Source organism: Caballeronia sp. dw_276, from assembly GCF_018449635.1.
Taxonomy (GTDB): domain Bacteria; phylum Pseudomonadota; class Gammaproteobacteria; order Burkholderiales; family Burkholderiaceae; genus Caballeronia.
This window is the reverse complement of sequence record NZ_JAAVUV010000001.1, coordinates 108,719-129,906: the sequence shown is the minus strand read 5'-3', so window position 1 is coordinate 129,906 and position 21,188 is coordinate 108,719. Positions and strand designations below refer to the sequence as shown.

16 protein-coding genes are annotated in these 21,188 nt (G+C 58.6%); 5 read left to right on the top strand and 11 right to left on the bottom strand.

Features of this window, described 5'->3' with window-relative positions:
- Positions 1 to 164: 164 nt before the first annotated feature.
- Complete coding sequence (locus HB633_RS00585; RefSeq protein ID WP_213776144.1) at positions 165 to 995, top strand: IclR family transcriptional regulator; 831 nt, start codon at positions 165 to 167, stop codon at positions 993 to 995.
- A 72-nt stretch (positions 996 to 1,067) separates the two neighbouring features.
- Positions 1,068 to 1,613: a hypothetical protein gene (locus tag HB633_RS00580; RefSeq protein WP_213776143.1), complete on the top strand. Its 546-nt coding sequence runs from the start codon at positions 1,068 to 1,070 to the stop codon at positions 1,611 to 1,613.
- A gap of 11 nt (positions 1,614 to 1,624) precedes the next feature.
- Here HB633_RS00580 and HB633_RS00575 read toward each other — a convergent pair whose 3' ends face one another.
- Positions 1,625 to 4,006, bottom strand: a complete 2,382-nt coding sequence (locus tag HB633_RS00575; RefSeq protein ID WP_213776142.1) for a GNAT family N-acetyltransferase — start codon at positions 4,004 to 4,006, stop codon at positions 1,625 to 1,627.
- Between the two features lie 284 nt (positions 4,007 to 4,290).
- Here HB633_RS00575 and HB633_RS00570 point away from each other — a divergent pair, with 284 nt between their 5' ends.
- Positions 4,291 to 5,181, top strand: coding sequence for a LysR family transcriptional regulator (locus HB633_RS00570; RefSeq protein ID WP_213776141.1), 891 nt, complete (start codon positions 4,291 to 4,293; stop codon positions 5,179 to 5,181).
- A gap of 74 nt (positions 5,182 to 5,255) precedes the next feature.
- On the opposite strand, the gene HB633_RS00565 is transcribed toward HB633_RS00570, so the two are convergent.
- From HB633_RS00565 to HB633_RS00525, 9 genes are all read right to left on the bottom strand, one after another.
- Positions 5,256 to 7,970: a fimbria/pilus outer membrane usher protein gene (locus HB633_RS00565; protein WP_213776140.1), complete on the bottom strand. Its 2,715-nt coding sequence runs from the start codon at positions 7,968 to 7,970 to the stop codon at positions 5,256 to 5,258.
- Between the two features lie 180 nt (positions 7,971 to 8,150).
- Complete coding sequence (locus tag HB633_RS00560) at positions 8,151 to 8,894, bottom strand: fimbria/pilus periplasmic chaperone (RefSeq protein WP_213776139.1); 744 nt, start codon at positions 8,892 to 8,894, stop codon at positions 8,151 to 8,153.
- 84 nt (positions 8,895 to 8,978) lie between these two features.
- Positions 8,979 to 9,539, bottom strand: coding sequence for a fimbrial protein (locus HB633_RS00555; protein WP_213776138.1), 561 nt, complete (start codon positions 9,537 to 9,539; stop codon positions 8,979 to 8,981).
- Between the two features lie 366 nt (positions 9,540 to 9,905).
- Positions 9,906 to 11,255, bottom strand: coding sequence for an MFS transporter (locus HB633_RS00550; protein WP_346730250.1), 1,350 nt, complete (start codon positions 11,253 to 11,255; stop codon positions 9,906 to 9,908).
- Between the two features lie 139 nt (positions 11,256 to 11,394).
- On the bottom strand, positions 11,395 to 12,840 hold the full coding sequence (locus tag HB633_RS00545) for an NAD-dependent succinate-semialdehyde dehydrogenase (protein WP_213776137.1): 1,446 nt from the start codon (positions 12,838 to 12,840) through the stop codon (positions 11,395 to 11,397).
- Positions 12,837 to 13,874, bottom strand: coding sequence for an aldo/keto reductase (locus HB633_RS00540; RefSeq protein ID WP_213776136.1), 1,038 nt, complete (start codon positions 13,872 to 13,874; stop codon positions 12,837 to 12,839). Before HB633_RS00540 ends, HB633_RS00545 begins: the two co-directional genes overlap by 4 nt.
- 48 nt (positions 13,875 to 13,922) lie before the next feature.
- Positions 13,923 to 14,462: a formaldehyde-activating enzyme gene (gene fae / locus HB633_RS00535; protein ID WP_213776135.1), complete on the bottom strand. Its 540-nt coding sequence runs from the start codon at positions 14,460 to 14,462 to the stop codon at positions 13,923 to 13,925.
- 133 nt (positions 14,463 to 14,595) lie between these two features.
- Positions 14,596 to 14,886 carry a DUF1272 domain-containing protein gene (locus HB633_RS00530; RefSeq protein WP_213776134.1) on the bottom strand — a complete coding sequence of 97 codons (291 nt, stop codon included), beginning with the start codon at positions 14,884 to 14,886 and terminating at the stop codon, positions 14,596 to 14,598.
- Positions 14,887 to 14,977: 91 nt separating this feature from the next.
- Complete coding sequence (locus HB633_RS00525; RefSeq protein WP_213776133.1) at positions 14,978 to 16,363, bottom strand: gluconate:H+ symporter; 1,386 nt, start codon at positions 16,361 to 16,363, stop codon at positions 14,978 to 14,980.
- Positions 16,364 to 16,976: 613 nt separating this feature from the next.
- On the opposite strand from HB633_RS00525, the gene parA reads away from it, so the two are divergent.
- Together parA and HB633_RS00515 are read left to right on the top strand one after the other, a co-directional pair.
- Positions 16,977 to 17,639 (top strand): ParA family partition ATPase, encoded by a 663-nt coding sequence (gene parA, locus HB633_RS00520; RefSeq protein WP_213776132.1) that lies wholly within the window; start codon positions 16,977 to 16,979, stop codon positions 17,637 to 17,639.
- A 24-nt stretch (positions 17,640 to 17,663) separates the two neighbouring features.
- Positions 17,664 to 18,728 (top strand): ParB/RepB/Spo0J family partition protein, encoded by a 1,065-nt coding sequence (locus HB633_RS00515; protein WP_213776131.1) that lies wholly within the window; start codon positions 17,664 to 17,666, stop codon positions 18,726 to 18,728.
- A gap of 44 nt (positions 18,729 to 18,772) precedes the next feature.
- On the opposite strand, the gene HB633_RS00510 is transcribed toward HB633_RS00515, so the two are convergent.
- The gene (locus tag HB633_RS00510; RefSeq protein WP_213776130.1) at positions 18,773 to 20,122 is read right to left on the bottom strand and encodes a replication initiation protein; all 1,350 of its coding nucleotides are present in this window, start codon (positions 20,120 to 20,122) and stop codon (positions 18,773 to 18,775) included.
- Positions 20,123 to 21,188: the final 1,066 nt, after the last annotated feature.

The following is a 21,188-nucleotide window of genomic DNA, read 5'->3' as shown; positions in this document are numbered from 1 at the left end:
GGTATATCGATGGTACGGGTTTGTATCGGTACAATCGTTTATCAGTGAACGTATTATTCATATGCGGACAAGATCAAGTCAAGCTAAGTGCACATCGAAACGGTCCGTGTTTTCCCTTAGCATCTCGTGTTTATCGCTGATCGATCGCTTTTAACAAGGCTGACATGCAGGCAGAAGATCCCTCCGACTCCGACCGATACCGCGCGCCCGCGCTGGACAAGGGGCTCGATATCCTCGAATTGCTCGCCGAGCAGAAGGATGGCCTGACGCGCGCCGAGATCACGAAATCGCTCGGGCGCAACGCAAGCGAGATGTATCGGATGCTCGAGCGGCTGGTCGCGCGGCAGTACGTGGTGCGCTCGCCGGCCGGCGACCGGTATTCGCTGAGCCTCAAGCTGTATGCGCTCGCACATCGCCATCCGCCGATGAACCGCCTGATCACAGAAGCGCTGCCGATCATGCAGCGTTTCGCCGACCGCGCCGAGCAGTCCTGTCATCTTGCGACCTACGACCGGGGCAACCTTCTGGTGATCGCGCAGGTCGATGGGCCCGGCACCTGGGGCATTTCGGTGCGGCTTGGCGCGCGCATCGGCTTGATCGATACCGGTTCGGGACGTGTGACGCTGGCGTTTCAAAGCGCGGAACAGCGTGCGCACATGCTCGCTGAACATACTCAGGTCAAGGGCGAGACGGCGTTGGACCCGGTCGCGCTCGAAAGCGCGTACGCGAAGATCCGTGCCGACGGGTTCCTGCATAAGGAGAGTCAGCAGACGTTTGGCGTGATGGACGTCAGTTTTCCGCTGCTGGGGCCGTCGGGTCATGCCATCGCGACGCTGACGTGCCCGTTTCTCAGGCGTATCGACGAATACGTCGCGCCATCAATTGACGACGTCAGCGCAATGCTCGGCGACGCGGCGGCGGCGCTGTCGATGTATCGCGAACCTGAAGTCGAACTCGATGGCGTGCGCGATGCACGGGATTCCAGCGCAGCTTGATAGAATGGCGCCCCTCTCAAAAAGCGGCCGGTCGTTGTGCGCGACCTGCCGCGTCTTTTTCTACGCAAGGCCATGGCGAAACTTCTCTCCGATCCCGAATTCCAGCGCTTCTCCGAACTTCAGCAAAAACAGTCCAGCTTCACGATCACGAGCGAAGAAGCCGACGAATTGCGCGACATTGTTGCCCGCGCGCAGAAAAAGCGCGACGACCGCGCGGCGGCAATGCAAAGCATCGAAACGTTCATCCAGCAATTCGACATCAGCGCAGACGAGCTTTTCACCGCCGACCAGATCGCCGATGCCGCCCGCAACTTCGGCCTGATTCCCGCAGCGAAAAAAGAGCGCGTAATGCCTCCGCAGTTGTCGTTCAACGGCAAGCCGTATCAATGGACAAGCCGCGCATTGCCCGACGACATCCGCGTGCCGTTGTTCGAAGCATTCACGTCGGGCGCGTCGGTCAAGTCGTTTATTGCAACACCCAAGGACGCGACTCGTTGCGCCGCAACCATCGCGCGTCTGGAACGCGAAACCGGCAGCGTCTATGCCGATGCGTGGCTGGAAGAGCTGGCGGTATCGCGAACACAGGTCGATGAAGCGCTCGCCAAGCTTGCCGCTTAAGCGTTGGAGATCTACGGCGGCGCCGGGCCGGCGTCGGTCAGCCGCATGCGGAATCCCACCACGCCCGGATCTTCTGTTGACGTGATCTGGAAACCGCAGCGGCGCGCGAGCGCGATCATTCCGGTGTTTTCGCGCAGTGCTTCGCCGGCGAGCCACCGCGTACCGCGCGACTTGCAATACGCAATGATCCGCGCCAGCAACAACATTCCCAGGCGCCTGCCCTTCTGGTCAGAACGCACTGCCACCGCGAACTCGGCCGTCTCGTTGTCCGGATCGGCTATTGCGCGGGCCACGCCCAGTGTCTGCATCGCATCGCTTTCACCCGTCACCGCAATAAACGCCATCTCGCGGTCGTAATCGATTTGCGTCATGCGCGCGAGCTGTGAGTGATCGAAGCTGCGTACCGAGCTAAAGAAACGCAGGCGCAGATCCTCAGGTGTCATTGCCGCGACAAAAGCGCTGTGGGCGGCTTCGTCGTCGGGCCGGATAGGCCGCACGGTGACCTGCAAGCCGTTCCAGTCGAGCGTTTCTTCCAGCCGGCGCGGATATGGCTGAATGGCCAGCGGTGTTCGATGCGCGGCAAGCGTCAAATGCGGTTCATAAACCACCACGGCCTGCCGCGTGACGCGCACCGTCAGGCGCAAGGCAACGATTTGCTCTATTTCACATACCGCATTCGACAAAGCCGTCAGCGCATTCAACAAGCTCTCGGCTGGAAGCTCGCGTGCACGCGGTGAGCGCATCACGAGATCGCGAGCCAGCAGGGGATTCAGTGGCGGAAAGGCGAACTCGTGAAGCGAGTCCGGCAAACCGAGCGCGCCTGCGGCCCTGAACTCGAACACCGGCCCGAATACCCGATGGTTGAGCAAGCGGACATCGATTTCGATGGCGTCGTCGGTGCGAGGCCCCGTTGGACCCGCTTTCACGACAATTCCAAATTGCCCCAGAACGCGCGATGCACGCTCGCCGTCGAGTTCGGCGACGCCTGCCGTCAACGCGGCCGCAATCTGAGCCTGTGCGCTGTCCAGCGCGGCTGCCGCCTGGGGCAACGGTCCGTCCGGCGTCTGCATCAACAGCTCACGGCCCAGCCGATAATCGACCAGCCGGGCGAACCCCCTTGCGAGCCGCTGTGGCGTGGTGTGAACCGGGATGCCTTGGGCGTGCAAGGCGTCGCGCGTCGCTTCATCGACACAACCAAAAAAGCACGCCAGCAACCCGCGATACGCGTGATTCTTTTGCGCGATCATCATGCGCGCGACCTCGGCGACCGGCGCGGAATGAGTCGGGGCGTGGACAACAAACGCAGTTCCCGTCTCACGATGCGGCGCCAGCGCCTCGAGCGCCGCGCCAAAGTCGATAGCGGTGGCGGCATCGCCCAGTTGCAGCGGATTGCCGAGCCGCGCCCCCGGCAAGGCCGCGGCGACAGATTTGCGCGCCGTGTCGGACCAGAGCGCAAGCGAGTCGCCGGCGGCGGCGAAGGCATCGGACGCGAGCGTGGCGACGCCCCGGTCACTCGTGATCACGGTTGCGCGATCGCTCGCCGCCACGCGCCCGACACCAAGCGTTTCGATTTCATCCAGCAGGTCGTCAAGGGAATCGACGCGAACCAGACCCGCACGCCGGAATGCGGCACTGTAGAGCGCGTCGAACGGATCGTCGTGTCCGGTACGCAGAACCAGCACGGGCTTGTTGCGCGCAGCGGCGCGTGCCGCCGACATGAACTTGCGTGCCATCCGCACCGATTCGACGGCGAGCAGGACCGCGCGCGTACGAGCATCGCTTGCCAGGAAATCGAGGGTATCCCCAACGTCGACGTCCGCTTCGTCTCCCAGCGCCACCACTCGGGAAAACCCAAGGCCGCGGGCGTTTGCCCAACCGAGCACGCCATTAGTCAGCGCGTTCGACGCCGATACCCACGCCACCCCACCCGCCGCGACCGGCGACGAAGGCGCGCCGAGAATGGCGCCCACCGACGGCGTCATCACACCCAGGCTCGCCGGGCCGACGACACGCAACAGAAACGGCCGTGCGGCGGTGAGTGTCCGGCTTGTCCAGCTGTTGACCGCCTGATCCTTTGTTTCGCTCGCCTGTCCGACAATCACCACCGCCCGAGTGCCCCGCTCGCCGAGCTGCCGGACAATCGCCGGCCATGTGGACGGCGGCGTGCATAACACCGCTACGGTGGGCGCGTCGGGCAAATCCAGGATGCTCGCAAAGACGGCGACGTCATTGAGCTGTCGATGTTGAGGGTTCACCGGCCAGACCGGACCCGCGAACTTCGCGTTGCTGAGCCGCGACCAAACCATTTCGCCGATGCTGCCCGCGCGCAACGATGCACCGATCACGGCGATCGACTTCGGGCTGAACAGGGCATCGAGATTGCGTACGGTCATGCGGCCTCCTGGAACGGGATGTATCCAGCATAGGCGATTCGGGCCGCGGCAACTACTAGCCGAATGGCCTACTCCCCGGCATTTTCTTCGCGCGTTCTGACCTTTCCTGATAGCCGCTTATGAGAATTACTGCTAGTCCAACGTTGGCCGGAAGGTCTATTGTTTCGCACCCGGAATCAAGGTAATTTTATCGAACGCGAGACAATGACTTTGCCTCGCGATCAGGGAGGCGCGTGCATCTGGCTAATAACAACAATCAAAGAGACTGGCTGTAAGGAATCACTATGCGACACCTTCCATCGTTAATTGCGCTGCGGTTTTTTGAAGAAACGGCGCGTCATTTGAGTTTCAATCGCGCAGCGCGAGCGCTGTGCGTCACGCAGGGGGCTGTTAGCCGGCAAATCCGGCTGCTGGAGGAATCGCTGGGCGTGAAGCTTTTCGAACGCGACCACAAGGGAATCAGGCTGACGCCGGCCGGCGTGATGTTGATGCCGTCGGTAACGGAAGCGTTTGATGTCATCGAGCGGGGAACCCGGCATTTGACCGGCGCCGTGGAGCGCAGACGCCTCGTTGTGTCGCTGCCGCCCACCTTTGCGACGCAATGGTTTTCGTCGCGGCTGGGCGCATTGGCGGAGCAACTGCCAGACGTGGATTTATCGATACGCACACAGGAAAGCGGCGAGTGTCATTGCAGCGTCCGGTTCGGACGTGAACCGGCACGCGACTTTGCCACGCAAGGCAGCTCCGAGCTGTTGCTCATGGAGCGGCACGCGCTGGTCGGCGCGCCTGAATTCGCCCGCTTGCCGGTCGAGCGCCTGGTGGATGAGTTGCCTGCGTTGCATGTACTACACGAAGATGTCCGTTTGAAACTGTGGCCGAACTGGTTGGCCAAAGCCGGAATGCCGGCGCGCTACGCGGACAACGGCATTGAATTTTCGAATTTGCAACAGGCGATACATGCTGCACGGCGGGGTGTCGGGCTTGCGGTCGTCGACCTGAACATGATCGACGACGAGCTGGCCGAAGGTGCGCTCGTGAGAATGTCGGACGTGGAAATAATCGGACCGTTTGGATATTGGCTCGATGTGCCAGAGGCGCATCGCGAGGCTGAAACGGTGAGCGCGTTCGCCGCATGGTTGCGTGATGAAGCGCGTGAGTTGGCAGGCCCATCGTAACCGGCCAGATTGCGCAAAAACACGCTTGCGCGTATCTGGCCGGAACGTTGCGTGTTTTCAATCGCCGATTTTTTTCAGCGAACGGCAGTGGCTGGTGCCCCTGATTGCGTACCCCCGCCCGCCTGCATTTCGCTCCCCGGCACACAATGCGATTGCACTGATAGATACCCGGGGTTATATGCCTTCGGATCTTTCTTTGGCAATGTATAGCTGATCCGGCATTGCTCGACCGGACCATTGCCCCACTTTACCGTGAGCGCACCCTGGTCTTCGAGACCCCGCGCAAATACTCTGCTGTCCTGACCAACCACGCCCACCATCTTTCCATGTTCGTCTTCCACACTCGCTCCAAATGGTAACGTTCCACCACCCAGTTTCGGCGCTTGAATCAGTGCCGCCCGGCCACTCACCGTCTCGTATTTCATCATCACTATAGAGCCTGCACGCGGCGCCACCTGTGCCGATGTCGATTTAAATTCGACATCGGTGGACGTGCCTTTCGGATCGATATCGACCACGTTCATGCTGTACGGGGAAAGATACGGAATCACTGCATAGCCACGCGAATCGATCGTGGTTCCGGGTGCATTCGTAACGCCCGCGCCGGCGGCGGCAGGCGCATTCACGATGCCAAACGTATCGCCCACCGTTTGCGAGAACGTCACGCCGCCGGGGTGCGCAACGACCGAACCCTGCACGCCCGCCGATACTTGGCGTGTGCCGCCGCCACCGCTCGCGGATGCGTTCACCGTGGCGTACGGCGCGCGATAAGTTGCACTCATGCCGGCATTGCCATTGTTGGAAGAATTGCCGCCGACGTTGTACGTGCCGTAACCGTTGTACGAAAACTGGTTGTTGGCTCCTAGCGAACCGCTCACGTTCGCCTGCATGTTCGTTGCACCATCCGAGTTGTACGAGGCGTTCGTGGTCAACATCGGCGCGTGCGCGGAATGTCCAAGCGGGATGGTCGTGCTCAACAAGAATTCATTCGATAACTGCCCGTCCATCGTTCGCGTGCGGCCGGCCGTCAGGCTATAGGTTCCGTACTTGAACGCGTTGGTGTAGCCGGCCTGGAACAACGTATCGGTGCCACCCCGATTCCAGTAATTCTGCGACGAACCAGTGACGAACATCGTGCCGTGATCGCCAAGCTTCTGGTTCACCGATACCTGCATGCGGTTGCGCTGCCGGTACATGGCGTTGGTGTCGCCACCATGCTCGGCAATATCGCGAATGGACGCGGCGTCGTTCAGGTTCAAGTAGCCTGCCGTCGAGAACCGGTAAGCCGCAACGGACACATTCGTATTGGTCGCCCCGACGAACTTGCTGTAGCCCACGCGCAAGCTCGTGCCGCGCATGGACTGGGCGTTGGGCACACTGGTCGTGGCGCCGGTGACGTCCATCGAAAATGCGCCGATGCCGGTGTTCAACGCGCCACCAAAATTCATCGCGCCATAGCCGCTCGATGCAACCACGCCGCCATAAGCCGTGACCATGTTCGTCAGCCCGTGTTGCAGCGTGAACTGTCCGAAGACGGGTTTGGTATCGAGGGAATCGTTGCGCAACTGGCCGGCCGTCGCACTGAACCGCGTGACGCCGGGACGCAGCAATTGCGCGACCGATGCGAACGGAACGGTGAACTCCTTGCTGCGGCCATCGGCCTCGGTCACGGTCACCACAAGGTCGCCACCGTAGCCGGTTGAATACAGGTCATTGATCTCGAACGGTCCGGGGGCAACGTTCGTTTCTTCCAGCACCTGGCCGTTCTGCCGGATCGTGACGCGCGCGTTCGTTTCCGCGACACCGCGCACGACCGGCGCGTAGCCACGCATTGAGTCGGGCAGCATGCGGTCGTCGGTGGCGAGTTGCGCGCCGCGAAACGACACGCTGTCGAAGATCTCGCCGCTCGTGCTTGCATCGCCAAGTGTCAGTTGCGCGCCGAGTTTTTCGACGTCACGCTGTGCGTAGGTCGCGATGTTGTCGAACTGCGTGGCCTGCCCCGTTCCCGACGACACCGACGATTGATGGCGGATGTGCCATGCGCCCAGGTTGATGCCAGCGTTGAGGCCAAGGTAGCTTTGTGTCGAGCCTGGCCCCGAGCCGTCGGTGCGAAATGTATTGGCGTTGTAGCTCACGAATCCGCCATTGACGCCCTGGTCCCATTGTTCGGGCGGGACGTAACCTCGCGCCGAGTTGCGCATATATGCCTGCGGCACGCTCAGTTCGAGCGTTTGCTGGGTGAAGTCGAAATCGACCGTTGCGCCCGGCACGAGCGTACCGATGTCTTCGCACGTGTCGGGATTGGCCACAGGGGTCGATGCCGTGGTCGCCGCCACTGCTTTTGCCGATGCTTTTTCCGATGCTGCCCGCCCGCTGGCCGCATCCGCCTTGGCCAGATCGATGCCCGCGTGTTGCAACATTTCGCGACTGAAACACGGCTTCGAGCCAAATGCGCCACCGTTCGAAACAAAGCGGATGTCTTCGCGGCTCAGGCGGGCCCCGTTCACGAATAGGTCAACCGAATAGGTTCCGGGCGAAACCGCGTTGCCGCGTGTGAACCGGCTGGTGTCGATCGGGGCATTTCCATCCTGGCGCAGGTACGTGTTGTCGAAGCTGACTTCAGCAGCAGTACCGTTCTTGCCTTGATCCGATCGGGCCGACTCGGCCGCTGCCTGCGGAATTGTTGCGCACGCCATCATCGAGAAAGCGAGCGCGGCAATGGGCTTCAGACGAAGCCGGAACGCACCCTGGCTTTGGCGCGTGAAAGCGTGTTGAGCAGCTTGTTTCATGATTCGGCCTGCGTTAATCCGGTCTATTCAGTCGATTCGGGCGCGAGTTGACCCGCCGGGCTGTTCGGACAGTCCGTTTGGCAAACACGTGATGGTTTTCTTGAGGAAGGCGCCGGCCAGTTGATGCCCGCGACGCCTTCAGTTACTCGGGGTAAGGGCCGCCCTGATCAGGGCGACGTCTTATGGCGCGAGAGGAGCGTCGAGCGACACGGCGCCGCCAAAATCGCTGATGCTCGAAAATTTGACGTGGGCATTGGCAGGCGCCGTCTTCATGTTCTTGATCGGAAACTGTGCATTTCCATGAGGCTCGACCATGCCGCCTACATCGTTACCGTAGGTCTGACCCGCGCCGATTACATCGATCTTGCTGAACGACACGTAGTAGGCCGTCGGGTTGGTCGCCTTCACCTCGTAGCCTTTGTTATCGGCTGCGGGTACGAGCTGCCATGTCACTTTTGCAGGCGCGTCATCGGCAGTTCCAGGCAAGCCCTTCGGACGCGCAAACACTTTGATTCGAGTCCGGAACGCAAACTGGAGCGTGTTGACATCGGAATCCTTTGCGGTCTTCGGCGGTACGTCGAGTACGTTCAGCCAGAACACCGATTCGCGGTCTTGCGGCAGCGCGTCGCCCGTGTACATCATGCGCAGCGTCTGGGATTTGCCGGCATCCATGCGAAAGATCGGCGGCGTCAACACGAAGGGCGCGCTTGCGTCGCCGGGCTTCGCAGCCGCGTTGCCCTTGTCCATCCAGACCTGTACCAGCGACGGCTCGCTGCGGTCATTGGTCAGCTTGACCGTCATCTCACGGTTTTCAAGGGGATACACCACGCGTGTTCCGCCCACTGTCACGCTTGCGCCCGCGCTTCCGGCAAGCAGGGCCATGACCACGCCCAAACCACATGCAATTTGCCTGAGGGACTTCATGATTGATGCATCTCCGTAAAAAACGTATCTCGAAAATTTTAGAAAAAAGAGGCATCTGCACCCGCAGATGCCTGTCGATATGACTTATTGGTAATCGACTGTGTACTGAACCGACGTGTTGACCGGGCCAGCCGTGGCCTTGCCCGTTGCGTAGTACTCAGCGAAATACTTGAGGTCGGCGTTGCCCGACACGATGGCCGCACCGTTGCCGGCCATATCGTTGTTCTCGCCCGTCACGACGTTGATGGGCAGATGCGACGCGTTCAGCAAGCGAACTTGCACGTTTTCCGCACCGGCAGGAGCCTGGTTTGTCAGATAACCGGTGGACTGGTCGATCGTCGGGCCGTTTTCGAAACGTGCGACCGCCTTCGTTTCAGTCGAGCAACCGCTCAGCGCAAACGTCAGGTCGGTTGCGGCGGTCGTGCCGGCCGTCGAGCCCTTCGAACCCAGGGTGCTGTTCGTTACAGTCGGCAGCGTGACGTTCTTGTCGGCTGAACCAACGGCTTTTGCATCGATCGAGCACGTTGTGTCGGTCACTGCACCGGTGAACGTGATCGTGCCGTCAGCAGCGCTCGCGCCAGTCGATGCCAGAGCGATGGTCGCGATAGTTGCAGCAGCAGCGACGGTGGAGATGAATGATTTCATGACGTTTCCTAATAGAAAAATTAACGAGTTTCGAAAACTAGCGGCGCTTGGACTGCGTGTCCTGTTGATGCCGACCGCGCAGTGCGAGTTGCCTTGTTCATCGTCTGGATTCTTGTGGGAGGCGATGGGCTGGTTCGTCTGCGAGTGAATGAATATTAAGACCCGACGCTTTGGATTGCCCTCGGAAGTCTCCGAAAGAACTAGGACAAAATTAAGAATTCCTAATATCGAAACAGCGCGATTTTTTCAGCGATGTAGTTGCAGCTTCAAACGGAAAAGGCGTCCGCAAGCGGACGCCTTTTTCTGGGGTGAGAACTTTCGGGAGCTAGTGTGCTGTACCCGTGTTTTCGGCAGCACACGTGAAGCTTATGATGATCCGCTCGCGGCTCGCAGTGTCAAGTTGCGTGTTTCCGGAGCCCAGGCAATGGAGACAATCATGCCGATCAACAAAACGCCGGCGAGGATCATCATGGTGTAGTGAAACCCGATCTGCGCGATGCCAACCGGCAGCAGGAACGTACCGATAGCCGAGCCAAGCCTGCTGCACGCAATCGCGAGACCGACGCCCGATGCCCGCACCTCAGTCGGAAAGCATTCGGGTGGAAATACGCCCACCAGATTGCTGAACGCCGACATGGTTAATGTGAAGACGGCAAACGCAATGATCATCGCAAGCGTTGCTGACGCCGGCAGCAAGCTCATGGCTACGAGCATGGCGCAGGTCACGGCGAACGATCCGATCAGGAAGTGCCGGCGAGGCAACTTGATGGTGAGCCAGATCCCAAGCACCGCGCCTATGACCAGCACCGAATTGAGCAACAAATCCGCGCCGAAACCGCCGCTCAACCCGATCACCTTCAGAATCCCCGGCAGGAATGTGTAAATCGCGAAATACGGAATGACGAGACACACGAAAAATCCACAGTTGAACAGAGTCCTGCGAATCAAGTCGGGTTGAAACAGTCGAGCATAACCCTGCTTTCCGCCCATAACCCGAGTTTCCGGTTCAGCTTCAAGGACAACGTCGGGGCCGAAATGCTTGCGTACCACTGCGCGCGCTTCCTGCACGCGCCCCTTACCGAGCAGCCAGCGCGGCGACTCCGGCGTGCCGATGCGCAACAACAGCACGATAAACGCAGGAAGACTCGCCGATGCAAGCAGCCAACGCCAGGCAGACGGACCCGCATCTGCGTATGACATGCCAAGGACGTTCGCCACCACATAACCAACGGTCCACACGACGCTGAATGATCCAAGAAGCGCTCCACGGTGCTTGCGAGGCGAGAATTCCGCGAGGATGGCGTGACCCACGGTGAAATCTCCACCCATGCCGAAGCCGATCAAGACACGAAGCGCAAACAGTTCCATCGGTGACGTGGCGAAAAACTGAAGGAATGCTGCCACCGTGATGATGACGAAGCTGGTGAGAAAAATCCGCTGGCGCCCAAGCCGATCTGACAGACGTCCGAAGATCAGGCTGCCGAGGAAAATGCCGATCAACGCCGAGCTGCCGATCGCGCCCATCCAGAAGGAATCGAGTGGCATCTGCCGGTTCATCGATGCCAGCGCGTAACCCACCGTGCCCAAGGCATAGCCCTCGGTGAAATGCGCGCCGAATGTCAGGCCCGCGATCTTCACGTGAAAGCGGTTCAGCGGAATGTCATCGAGCAGAACGGGCTTCGAGGCGGGGGTGTCGTGTGTGTGGATCGGCGCGATGCCTGCGTGTGGCCCTGGACCGATGGGGAATGCACTGCTTGAGGTGTCCTGATGACTCACTGCGTCTCCTTACCGATGTGTAGCGCCGTTGCCGATTACATGCGACGGCAACAGCGCGCCTGCGACCAATCAGCGACAATCAGCTTCCCGTTGCCATCAGACCGCTGATCATCGTGTATTTGAGTTCCATATATTCGTCGAGTCCGTATTTAGAACCTTCGCGGCCCAAACCCGATTGCTTGATGCCGCCAAACGGTGCGACCTCGGTAGATATGATTCCCTCGTTGACGCCGACCATGCCCGTCTCAAGTGCGTCCGCAACCCGCCACGCGCGTCCGAAATCGCGCGTATAGAAGTACGCGGCGAGTCCAAAGGGAGTGTCGTTGGCAAGTTTGATTGCTTCGGCTTCTGTCTCGAACTGGAAGCAGGCAGCGACCGGCCCGAACGTTTCTTCCTGCGCTATCGACATACTTTGCTTGGCGTTCGCCAGCACAGTGGGCTCATAAAACGTACCGCCCAATGAGTGTCCGCGACCGCCGGTCATGACAATCGCGCCCTTGGTTACGGCATCGCGCACATGGTCTTTCACCTTCCTGAGTGCTGCATCGTTGATAAGCGGGCCTTGATCGACTTCATGCTCCAGTGCATTACCTACACGGAGCCCGACAACGGCGAGTGTCAAGCGTCGTGTGAACTCAGCATAGACCCCAGCCTGAACGAAGAATCGATTCACACATACGCACGTCTGCCCGGTGTTTCGAAATTTCGATGCCATGGCGCCTTGCACTGCGGCGTCCAGATCGGCGTCGTCGAAAACGATGAACGGCGCGTTACCGCCGAGTTCCAGTGAAAGCTTCTTCAGTGTCTCGGCTGATTGGGCAGCCAGAAGCTTGCCGACTCGCGTTGAGCCGGTAAACGACAACTTGCGTACCACTGGCGATGCAGTCAACTCTGCCCCGATTGCCACCGCGTCACCCGAAATGACGTTGAACACGCCCGCCGGCACGCCTGCTTCTTCAGCGAGCACGGCAAGCGCCAACGCGCTCAACGGGGTTTCCTCCGATGGCTTGAGAACCATCGTGCAACCCGCGGCCAGCGCAGGTCCGGCCTTGCGCGTAATCATGGCGAGCGGGAAATTCCAGGGCGTGATGGCCGCCACGACTCCGACCGGCTCACGCGTGACAATGATCTTCGATCCGGCCTTGGAGCTCGGAATGACATCGCCATAACTGCGCTTCGCTTCTTCAGCAAACCATTCGAGGAAACTCGCTGCGTAGGCCACTTCACCTTTTGCTTCCGCAAGGGGCTTTCCCTGCTCTCGCGTAAGCAAATCCGCGAGAGCGTCGCGATGTTCGAGCATCAGTTCGCCCCAGCGCCGCACGCGAGCACCCCGTTCCTTTGCTGTCAGCGCGCGCCACGCTGGAAACGCGCCTTCCGCCGCCCGTATGGCCTGCTGGGTTTGAAGGGCACCTGCTTTCGCGACATCCGCGATCACCTCCCCTGTAGCGGGATTGAAGACCGCATAAGTCTCGGCGCTGCTCAGCCATACACCATCGATGTAATGTTCTCTTCGAAGTAGATTCATGCTGCGTCCTTCATTGCCTGAATGAAATCACCCTGTGGCATGCGGGGTTCGCGCGCGATCCGCCGGCCAGCCGTGTAGTCGTTGATGACATCGCACGGCGTGTAGTTGCGCTCGAGCTCGTACAGCTCGTCGCCGTCGAGTTGCGTACCGAGCGCATTAAGTGCGCTGTCGAACTGGGCAGGCGAATCGGCGCCGACCAGCATGCTCGATACACCTGCGCGTTGAAGCACCCAAGCCTGCGCAATTTGCGCGGCGCTCACGCCGCGTTGCGTCGCGACGCGCTCTACCGAGGCGGCGATCTCACGCGATGCGGTATCGCCGTACATTTGCGAGGTAAAAAAGTCGGTCTGGTTGCGTGTAGACGCCGTGTCGCACGTCAAAAGACCGCGCGCCAGCGGGCTGAACACGGACACGCCCAAACCCTGATCCGCGCAATACGGCATCATCTCGCGCTCTTCTTCGCGGTATGCGAGATTCAACTGCAATTGCATGTTGATCGGCTTATGCCAGCCATTTCGTTCGCAAACCTGAATGATTTTTGCGAGCTGCCACGTGTACATGGTCGATACACCGATGTAACGCGCCTTGCCCGAGCGGACGATATCGTCCAGCGCAGCCATGGTTTCTTCTACGGGTGTGGACGTATCGAAGTAATGCAGCATGTAAATGTCGACATAGTCCATGCCCAGCCGCCGCAAGGATGCGTCGATACCATCAAGCACGTGCTTGCGTGAATGACCGCCCGCGTTTTGGTATGCGCCCATGTCGTAGCCGACTTTGGTGGTCACCACGATTTCCTCGCGTCGCGCGAGACGTCCGAGGATCCTGCCAACCACTTCTTCGCCGACGCCAGCCGAGTAAAAATCGGCAAGGTCGATAAAGTTCACGCCGGCTTCCAATGCGTGGCGAACGATAGGCTCGCTCTTCTGTTCATCGAAGATCCACGGTTTCCATTGCGGCGTGCCTATATTCATGGTGCCAAGACACAGGCGCGACACTTTCAGGCCTGACTGGCCAAGGCGAACATATTCCATTATTCAAGTCTCCAAGCGAGCACCGGCATGCAGCGCCCGTATGCGGATTTAAAGGGCGGCCTGCGGCAAACGCGGCGTGTAAAAAGGATTCGAGACTTCGCGTGCGGCGGCGAACACGTCGCTCTTTGACGGCAGTCCGGCCATGGCGGCCTTGATGGCGTTTTTGGTCGCGCGGTAATTGTTGAGGAACACAGCGTCCAGATCGTCGGCCGCTGGATTTACCCAATTCGCCGATACGACCACCCAATCGTTTTCCGCTTCCGGAGGCAACGTGCCGTTTTCGAGCGACTCTGCAACGGCCTTCGCGATGCCTGCCTGCGACGCGCCCCAGGTCGCGTTTCCATGAAACTCATTGGCGATTTGCGCCTTGTTTACATACAACGTGAGAGGCTTCGTTGGAACACCCGGCTTGGCGATGACGACAAACGGCGCGTGGCCCGCCGACGGCGTAGAGAGCGCGGTTGCGAACGCCTGTCCGGCTGGGCCGTTGCGGGGTCCGACTAGGACGTTGATATGGGCGAGATTGACGCCAGGTCCTTCAAAGCCTTCGCCGATGTGAAGGTTGCGCTCGGATTGGGATGCAGACATGTTGGCTTCCGTTCAAGGAGTGGATCGATGAACAGATTGTGCGAGCCCGCGCTGTCGAGGAGGAATCGATGATTCCTGAGCACGGGTATGAGCGGCGCTCAGATCGGTAGATTCCCTGAGGCGTGGCCGATGACTATCGTTTGGAGGGCGGGATGTCGGCGTAGCGGTCCAGGAACGCGCGATGTTGTTGTTCGTCTACGCCTGCGGGATGGACCTCGGTCGAGGCCGGGCGGCTCGCAAGTCGCGCTTTTGGACGAATCGGGCGGAACTGGAAGCCGCCGCCGCAGTTCGGACAAACATTTTGAAGCCGTGAGAGTACGCACGACTCACAGAATGTGCATTCGAAGCTGCAGATCATGGCGTCGCGCGCGTCCGGGAGGAGCGGCTTTGCGCAGCATTCGCAAGTTGGGCGCAGGGCAAGCATTATCGATATCTCCTTTCTTTGTATTTTAAGTTTGGAGTTCCACTTGCCACGCCAATCTGCCCACAATTCACGTCAGCATGTATGTTCTCATTCAGGTCAGCACGCCCCACATTACCAAAGTGAGCGCCAGGCCGACCACCGAGACGATGGTCTGAAGCACCGACCAGACGTACACGGTCTGTTTCAACTGCAGGCCGAAATATTCGCGAATCATCCAGAAACCTGCATCGTTGACATGACAGAAGAACACAGAACCCGCGCCGATCGCCAGCGCCAGCAGTGAGTTGTGCGTCGCGCTCAACCCTGCGACGACCGGCGCGATGATGCCCGCTGTCGTCGTAGTCGCAACCGTCGCCGAGCCGGTAGCCTGACGCAACGCAACGGCGATCAGCCATGCAAGCAGGATCAGCGGCAGGTGCGAGCCGATCGCGATCTTGCCGATCGTGGTGCTTATTCCCCCTAGCACCAGCGTCTGCTTCAGACCTCCACCGGCGCCGATGGTCAACAGCAGCGCGCAGATTGGCGGCAAGCTTTTGCGCAGGATGCCGCTCACCTTGTCTCGCGGCATACCACGCGTCCATCCCAGCGCGACAATCGCGAAAAGAACGGTGAGTCCAAGCGCGATCAAAGGCTCACCTAAGAAGTTAAGCGTATCGAATAGCAGCGTTTCGGGCTGAACCGCCAGTTTTGCGACCGTGCGACCCAGCATCAGCAACACGGGCAAAAGAATCGTCAGCAGCGAGATTTGAAAGCTGGGAGCATCGAGCGAACCGGTTTCATCGACTTTCGATGCGAACAGCTTGCCCATCTCTTCCGGCTCGTCCACGTGCATCCGGCGCGAAAGCCACATGCCATACACAGGACCGGCCAGAATCACAGCAGGAATCGCGATGATGAAGCCAAGGCCCATCGTGATGCCGAGGTCCGCGTGCAGCGCGCTGACGGCGATCAGCGGACCCGGGTGCGGTGGAAGCAGCGCATGCAGCGTCGTCATGCCCGCCAGCGCTGGAATCGCAATACACAGAATCGGCTGTTTCGAGCGGCGCGCCATCACGAAGATGATAGGCACCATCATGACAAGGCCGACTTCAAAAAAGAGCGGCAAGCCGATGACAATCGCGACCAGCGCCATCAGCCAAGGTAGCGTTCGTGGCGTGGAGTGATCGAGGATGGTCGAGACCAATCGATCGGCCGCGCCAGACTCCGCCATTAATGCGCCGAGCATCGCACCCAGCGCAATGATGATCCCGACATCGCCCAGCAAGCCGCCGGCGCCTTTGCTGAACGCGCCGGCGACTGCCTCGAGCGGCAATCCTGCGGTAAAGCCAGCGACGAAGGTTCCTACGAGTATCGACAAGAACGGCGCCAGCTTCAGCGCACTAATTAAAACGATGATCGACGCCAATCCGAGCGCGCATGCAATGAGAAGACGCGTGTCGTGGTCGGACCACGCGGCGAAAGTCGAAGTCAGATGCACTTAAATGCCCTTGGCTGATTAAAAGGAGAGGCTAGCGTACCCGCGACTGTTTGCCGCCGCGTAGTGGCGGCGATTTTACGAGTGCTTGCTTACGGGATGCTTGGGGTGGCTCGGAACAGCGGACGACTGTATTCGGTTGAATGGTCGTGTGGGTTTGTAAAGCGGGAATTACTTTATTGGTCGATAGGCAACGTGTTGTTGAACACGCGTTGTTAGTGCGGATAGGCGCGCGATCTCCGTTTAGCGGGGTATGAACTGTCGACTTTATGCGCATAAAGGTGCCCGAGATGTGGGGAACCGGTTGATGGTCCTCAATGCATGAATTGCCGCGCGAAATGCCCGCCCTTATACAACGTTTGAACGCCGTCGCCGACGAGCAGCAATTATCGCTACACGGAAATCGTGAGTGTTCATCTCCGAAGCATTGACTGCCCCCAACAGAAGGTTGCCAACACGATTGCCTCGCAGACGATAACTGCCTAGCCAGAGCTGAAACCGACTTTATGCGCATAAACCTCGCTGGACCCTGACCGAATAGCTAATCATCACGGTTTCCGCTAGAAAATTTCCGCTTTCAATGTAAAATTCAAAAAGCTAAATTTGGGAGCAAAACGTGGCAGCTGAAATTATCGCGATCACGCAGCAGAAGGGTGGAGTGGGCAAAAGTACGATCGCAATGCATTTGGGCGCTGCGTTCCATGAAAAGGGGAAACGGGTACTTGTTGTCGACGCCGATGGCCAAAACACCCTGGTCCATTGGGCCAGTGCCGCGTCCGATGAAGCCAGCGGAATTCCTTTTCCCATCGTCAACCTCTCCGAAGCGGGCGGTCAAATCCATCGGGAAATCAAGAAGTTCGTCAACGACTACGACATCATCGTGGTGGATTGCCCGCCGTCGATCACCGAAAAGGTATCGGGCGTTGTCCTTCTCGCTGCAACTGTCGCAATCGTCCCGACGTCATCGTCGCCTGCTGATTACTGGTCGAGCGTTGGTTTGGTCAAGCTGATCCAGCAAGCGCAAGTCATGAACGAAGATCTCCGTGCCGTGTTTCTCCTCAATAAAACCGAGGAAAAACGGATGCTGACCCGGGAATTGAAGCGCGCTTTGGAAGAGCTGGGATTCCCCTTACTCAAGACCCAGATTCCCACGCGAGAATGCTACAAGCAGGCGATGGCCCTGGGCCAGACCGTCCTTCAGATGACCGACCGGGGCTCACGCCTCGCTGCCGCCGAAATACGTGCGTGTGCAGACGAAGTTCTCGCCATGCTTCCCTGACTTTATGCGCATAAAGGACGTTGAATGAAACCGAACCCATTCGCCAAAGGCTTCAAGGCCCGACCCGATACCACAAGCAGCGAGAAACGCACGGCCCTCGATCGCATCAACGCCATCGACGATATCGTCAATCAGGAGGCTGGCAACGACAAGCAGGTCACCGGACGATCGAGCGGATACGCCGACAACGAAATCGAGGATGATGCTGAGACCTTGGAATCGGAAGAATTCAAGACCTGGCGCCGAAAGAACCGATACGTCAACGGCCAGGTCATTGATTTACCATTAAAAGCTATCAAACCGAGCCCATTCAACCCTCGCCACTTTTACCTGAAGGCGTCGATCGCTGAACTTGCCGTTAATTTGGCCAAACAAGGCCAACAGCAGGCCATACACGTCATACCCGACCACGATAACCCTGGCACTTTTTTTGTGAGTGATGGGGGCCGAAGAGTTCGCGCCCTTAAAGAGGCCAACAAGGAGACGGTGAAGGCGATTGTTATCGACCTTCCAATCGGGATCGAAAGCTACAAGCTTGGCTACGACCTGAACGTGCAACGAGACTCACAGACCGTGTTCGATAATGCCGTCGTCTGGAAGCGTTTCCTCGATGAAAATCACTTTCAAAGTCAGCGCGAGTTGGCCGATCACCTGGGCCTGGACGAATCGACAATCGCTGTCGCCTTGGCAATTGCCAAGCTGCCCGAAAACGTGATGCATGAGATGGTGGCCCGGCCGGATCGATTTGGCTCCAACATGGCTTACCAGGTCTCGCGTTTCCACGGTGCGCGCGGTGCTGATGCGACGTTACGCCTGATCAGCAAAATTGCATCCGACGATCTGAGCACGCGCCAAGTCGCGGACATCGTGAAGGGTCGCGCAAGCGCGCAAGAAACGCCGAAACCGGTGGGTCGCCAGCGCTATGCTCAACGACTGGAGATCAAACTCGAAGGAATTGCCGTGGGCGATCTCAAGACTTATGGCGATGACCGACTTGAGTTACGACTGCGTGGTCTGTCCAAGGACAAGCGCGACGCGCTTCTCCAGCAAATCGAAAAGATGCTGCAGACAGAACCTGGCAAACAATAATCCAAGGCGCTACGACGCGGAAGCATCAGTAGCGCCGCTAGCGATCACGCCGCGCGATTCTGATTCAACGTGAATGCCAGCAAATCGCCATCGGTTGGCTCACCCCAAGTCTTGCGCGCGAGCCAATCGAAGAATGACGTTTCACCCATCTTCGAGTCCAGTCCCCGCTTGCGCCAGTCATCGCGCATATGACCGCCAAGTTCCGGGAGTACGTCTTCCTCGAACGTCTGACGCGCCAGCTCCCGCTCCGACTCGCCTTGTTCCTCATACAAAGCGCGCGCTTCCTTACGGCGATAAACCGAAAACTCGCTCAGCAGACGTGCTTTAAGATCGTCGGCCGGTGCACCATTGCTTTTCGCAGGTGCCGCAACCGCCGGAAGCGCTTCGAGTTGTGGTGCATAACCCTTCTTCAAAGCATCTTTAAACAGCGCCGCCGCGCTCCGCACCGGAGGCAACGAAGTACTGCGCATCCGTTGCTCGGTCATTTGCAAGGCGGCTCGAATCCGGTTTTCTTCGCTGTCCGCGTAGAGCGTTTGCGCGTCCTTCAGGGGTATCCCGATCTTGACCATTCGATCGACAAGCGTGCTGTCAAAGACATTCGGGTGTTCATCGAGTGCAAGCATGGGTTGCTTACGTTCGGTCACGCGGAACTGGATTTCGGCAACCCGTCGTCCTTCCCGATGCTCGATCAACTCGACAAAAATATTGGTTACCGCATTGACCTCGGCGATCGCGGGCCGGAGGTAATCTCGCTTGAAATACTTATATTCACGTTTTGCTTCGTCGCCAGCCTCGGTATCAGGCGTGCCCGAGAGAATCGGCCGCCACCATTCCCACGTCTCGCGCATGGTCAGATGACTCGGATTCGTCAGGTATCGAACGCAGATCTCATAAAGCGCAAGGCCCGCGCTACTTCGCAACTGACTTTGGAATTGCAGGCTCAGGCGAGCGTATTGAACCGGGTCAAGAAGCTTTTTCTTGATCTTGGGAGCAAAGGAAAATTCGACCCAGACGCGCCTCGTAGCGGGATCCTCAAGAATTTCAGCGTCTGCAATCAACGTCGATATTCCCCACTTGCGCCCCGGCTTCTGGCTGGACGTGCCCGTACTCCACTCAACCTGAACCGACACCATCCGACGCAAATGCTCCTTGACCAACGCGGTATCGTTGGAATCGAAAGCCGAATTAGCGACAATGTCCGATAACAACGCGCGATAGGTATCGCCTGATTCGTCGGCCTGTTGCGCAACAGCGAGCAACACGTTGAACAACTTGCGAGTCAAGAGGGTGATTTTTCCGCTCTTCGGCTGGATCGCTATGGCCTCGACGGCTTTGCGCAGCTCAGCCGAGCTTGGACTCACCACATCAGTCTTCTTCGCGCGTTTGGTTGCCATGCTTGGAGTCAGGGAGAATTTTGGGAAAGGATACCCATGACGGTGAAGCTCGTCTACAGGCGCAAGCTCACCCTCGTACGGTGATGCGCCTCTTGCACACCCGACTCACTGAGGTGCACTCCCGAAAGTTCTCACCCTCACCGTTGCGCAGCGTCTCGGCTATCCCCGCGCCAAGCGGGTAAACGATTTAGCTCGCAATAGAGTCTGCTTCCAACGCCCTCCGGATGATCCCGTATTACCTCACCTGAAAAAATTTTCAGGCAAACGCATTTCCCAAAAAATTATCTAGATATCTAACCGCGCGGTTCCATGAACGTAGAAAAACGACAAAATGACACCTAAATCGACGATGCGTGGGTTTCGTAGGCAAGACTTTGCTATCAAAGTCCTGAAAAAGCTCACCGTTCCTTCGACCGGAAGTCTTGTTCTACCGTAAAGACGTAGCAGCACGCGCATCAGCACTGCTCTCAAACAGTCCCGAATTCCCTCACCTTTGCCTTCAATAGTCGCCGGCCGCTGTAGGCCAAGGCGCGTGTTTCTCCCGTAAAGCCTCACCTCTGGACCCAAATCGCCGTGTTTTTGACTTTAAAAGTGCGTCAAAGGCACCTTGCCACCGTCACAGCGTGAGCAACAGGTCCTGCAGAAGCTCACCCACGTATCAATTTTGGATTTTCCCGCCATCTACGGTCCGAGAAGGGAATGCTCCCGAAAAGTCTCACCTATCAGACACAGCGCCGACGAAATCAAAAACAAATCCCTAATACTATCAACGAGTTAAGACATCAACACTTAAATTCCATTCTGACAAGGAGACAACTCAATACCGATAAAATATCTAAACGACTCCCGAAAAGCCTCACCAAAGAACGCCCTCAGAGCAGATGCAGCGGCCTCGAAAACACTGGATGCGCCTCCCGAAAAAGCTCACCCATAACGAATCTGGTCGCGAATATCCCTTAAAATCAAGGAGATCAGGTTTGGCCCGCTTAAATCCTCGACCCGAGACCACTCCCGTAACTCCTCACCTTGAGTCAAACGCACTTCTGTGCAATCGTTCGATTTCCGG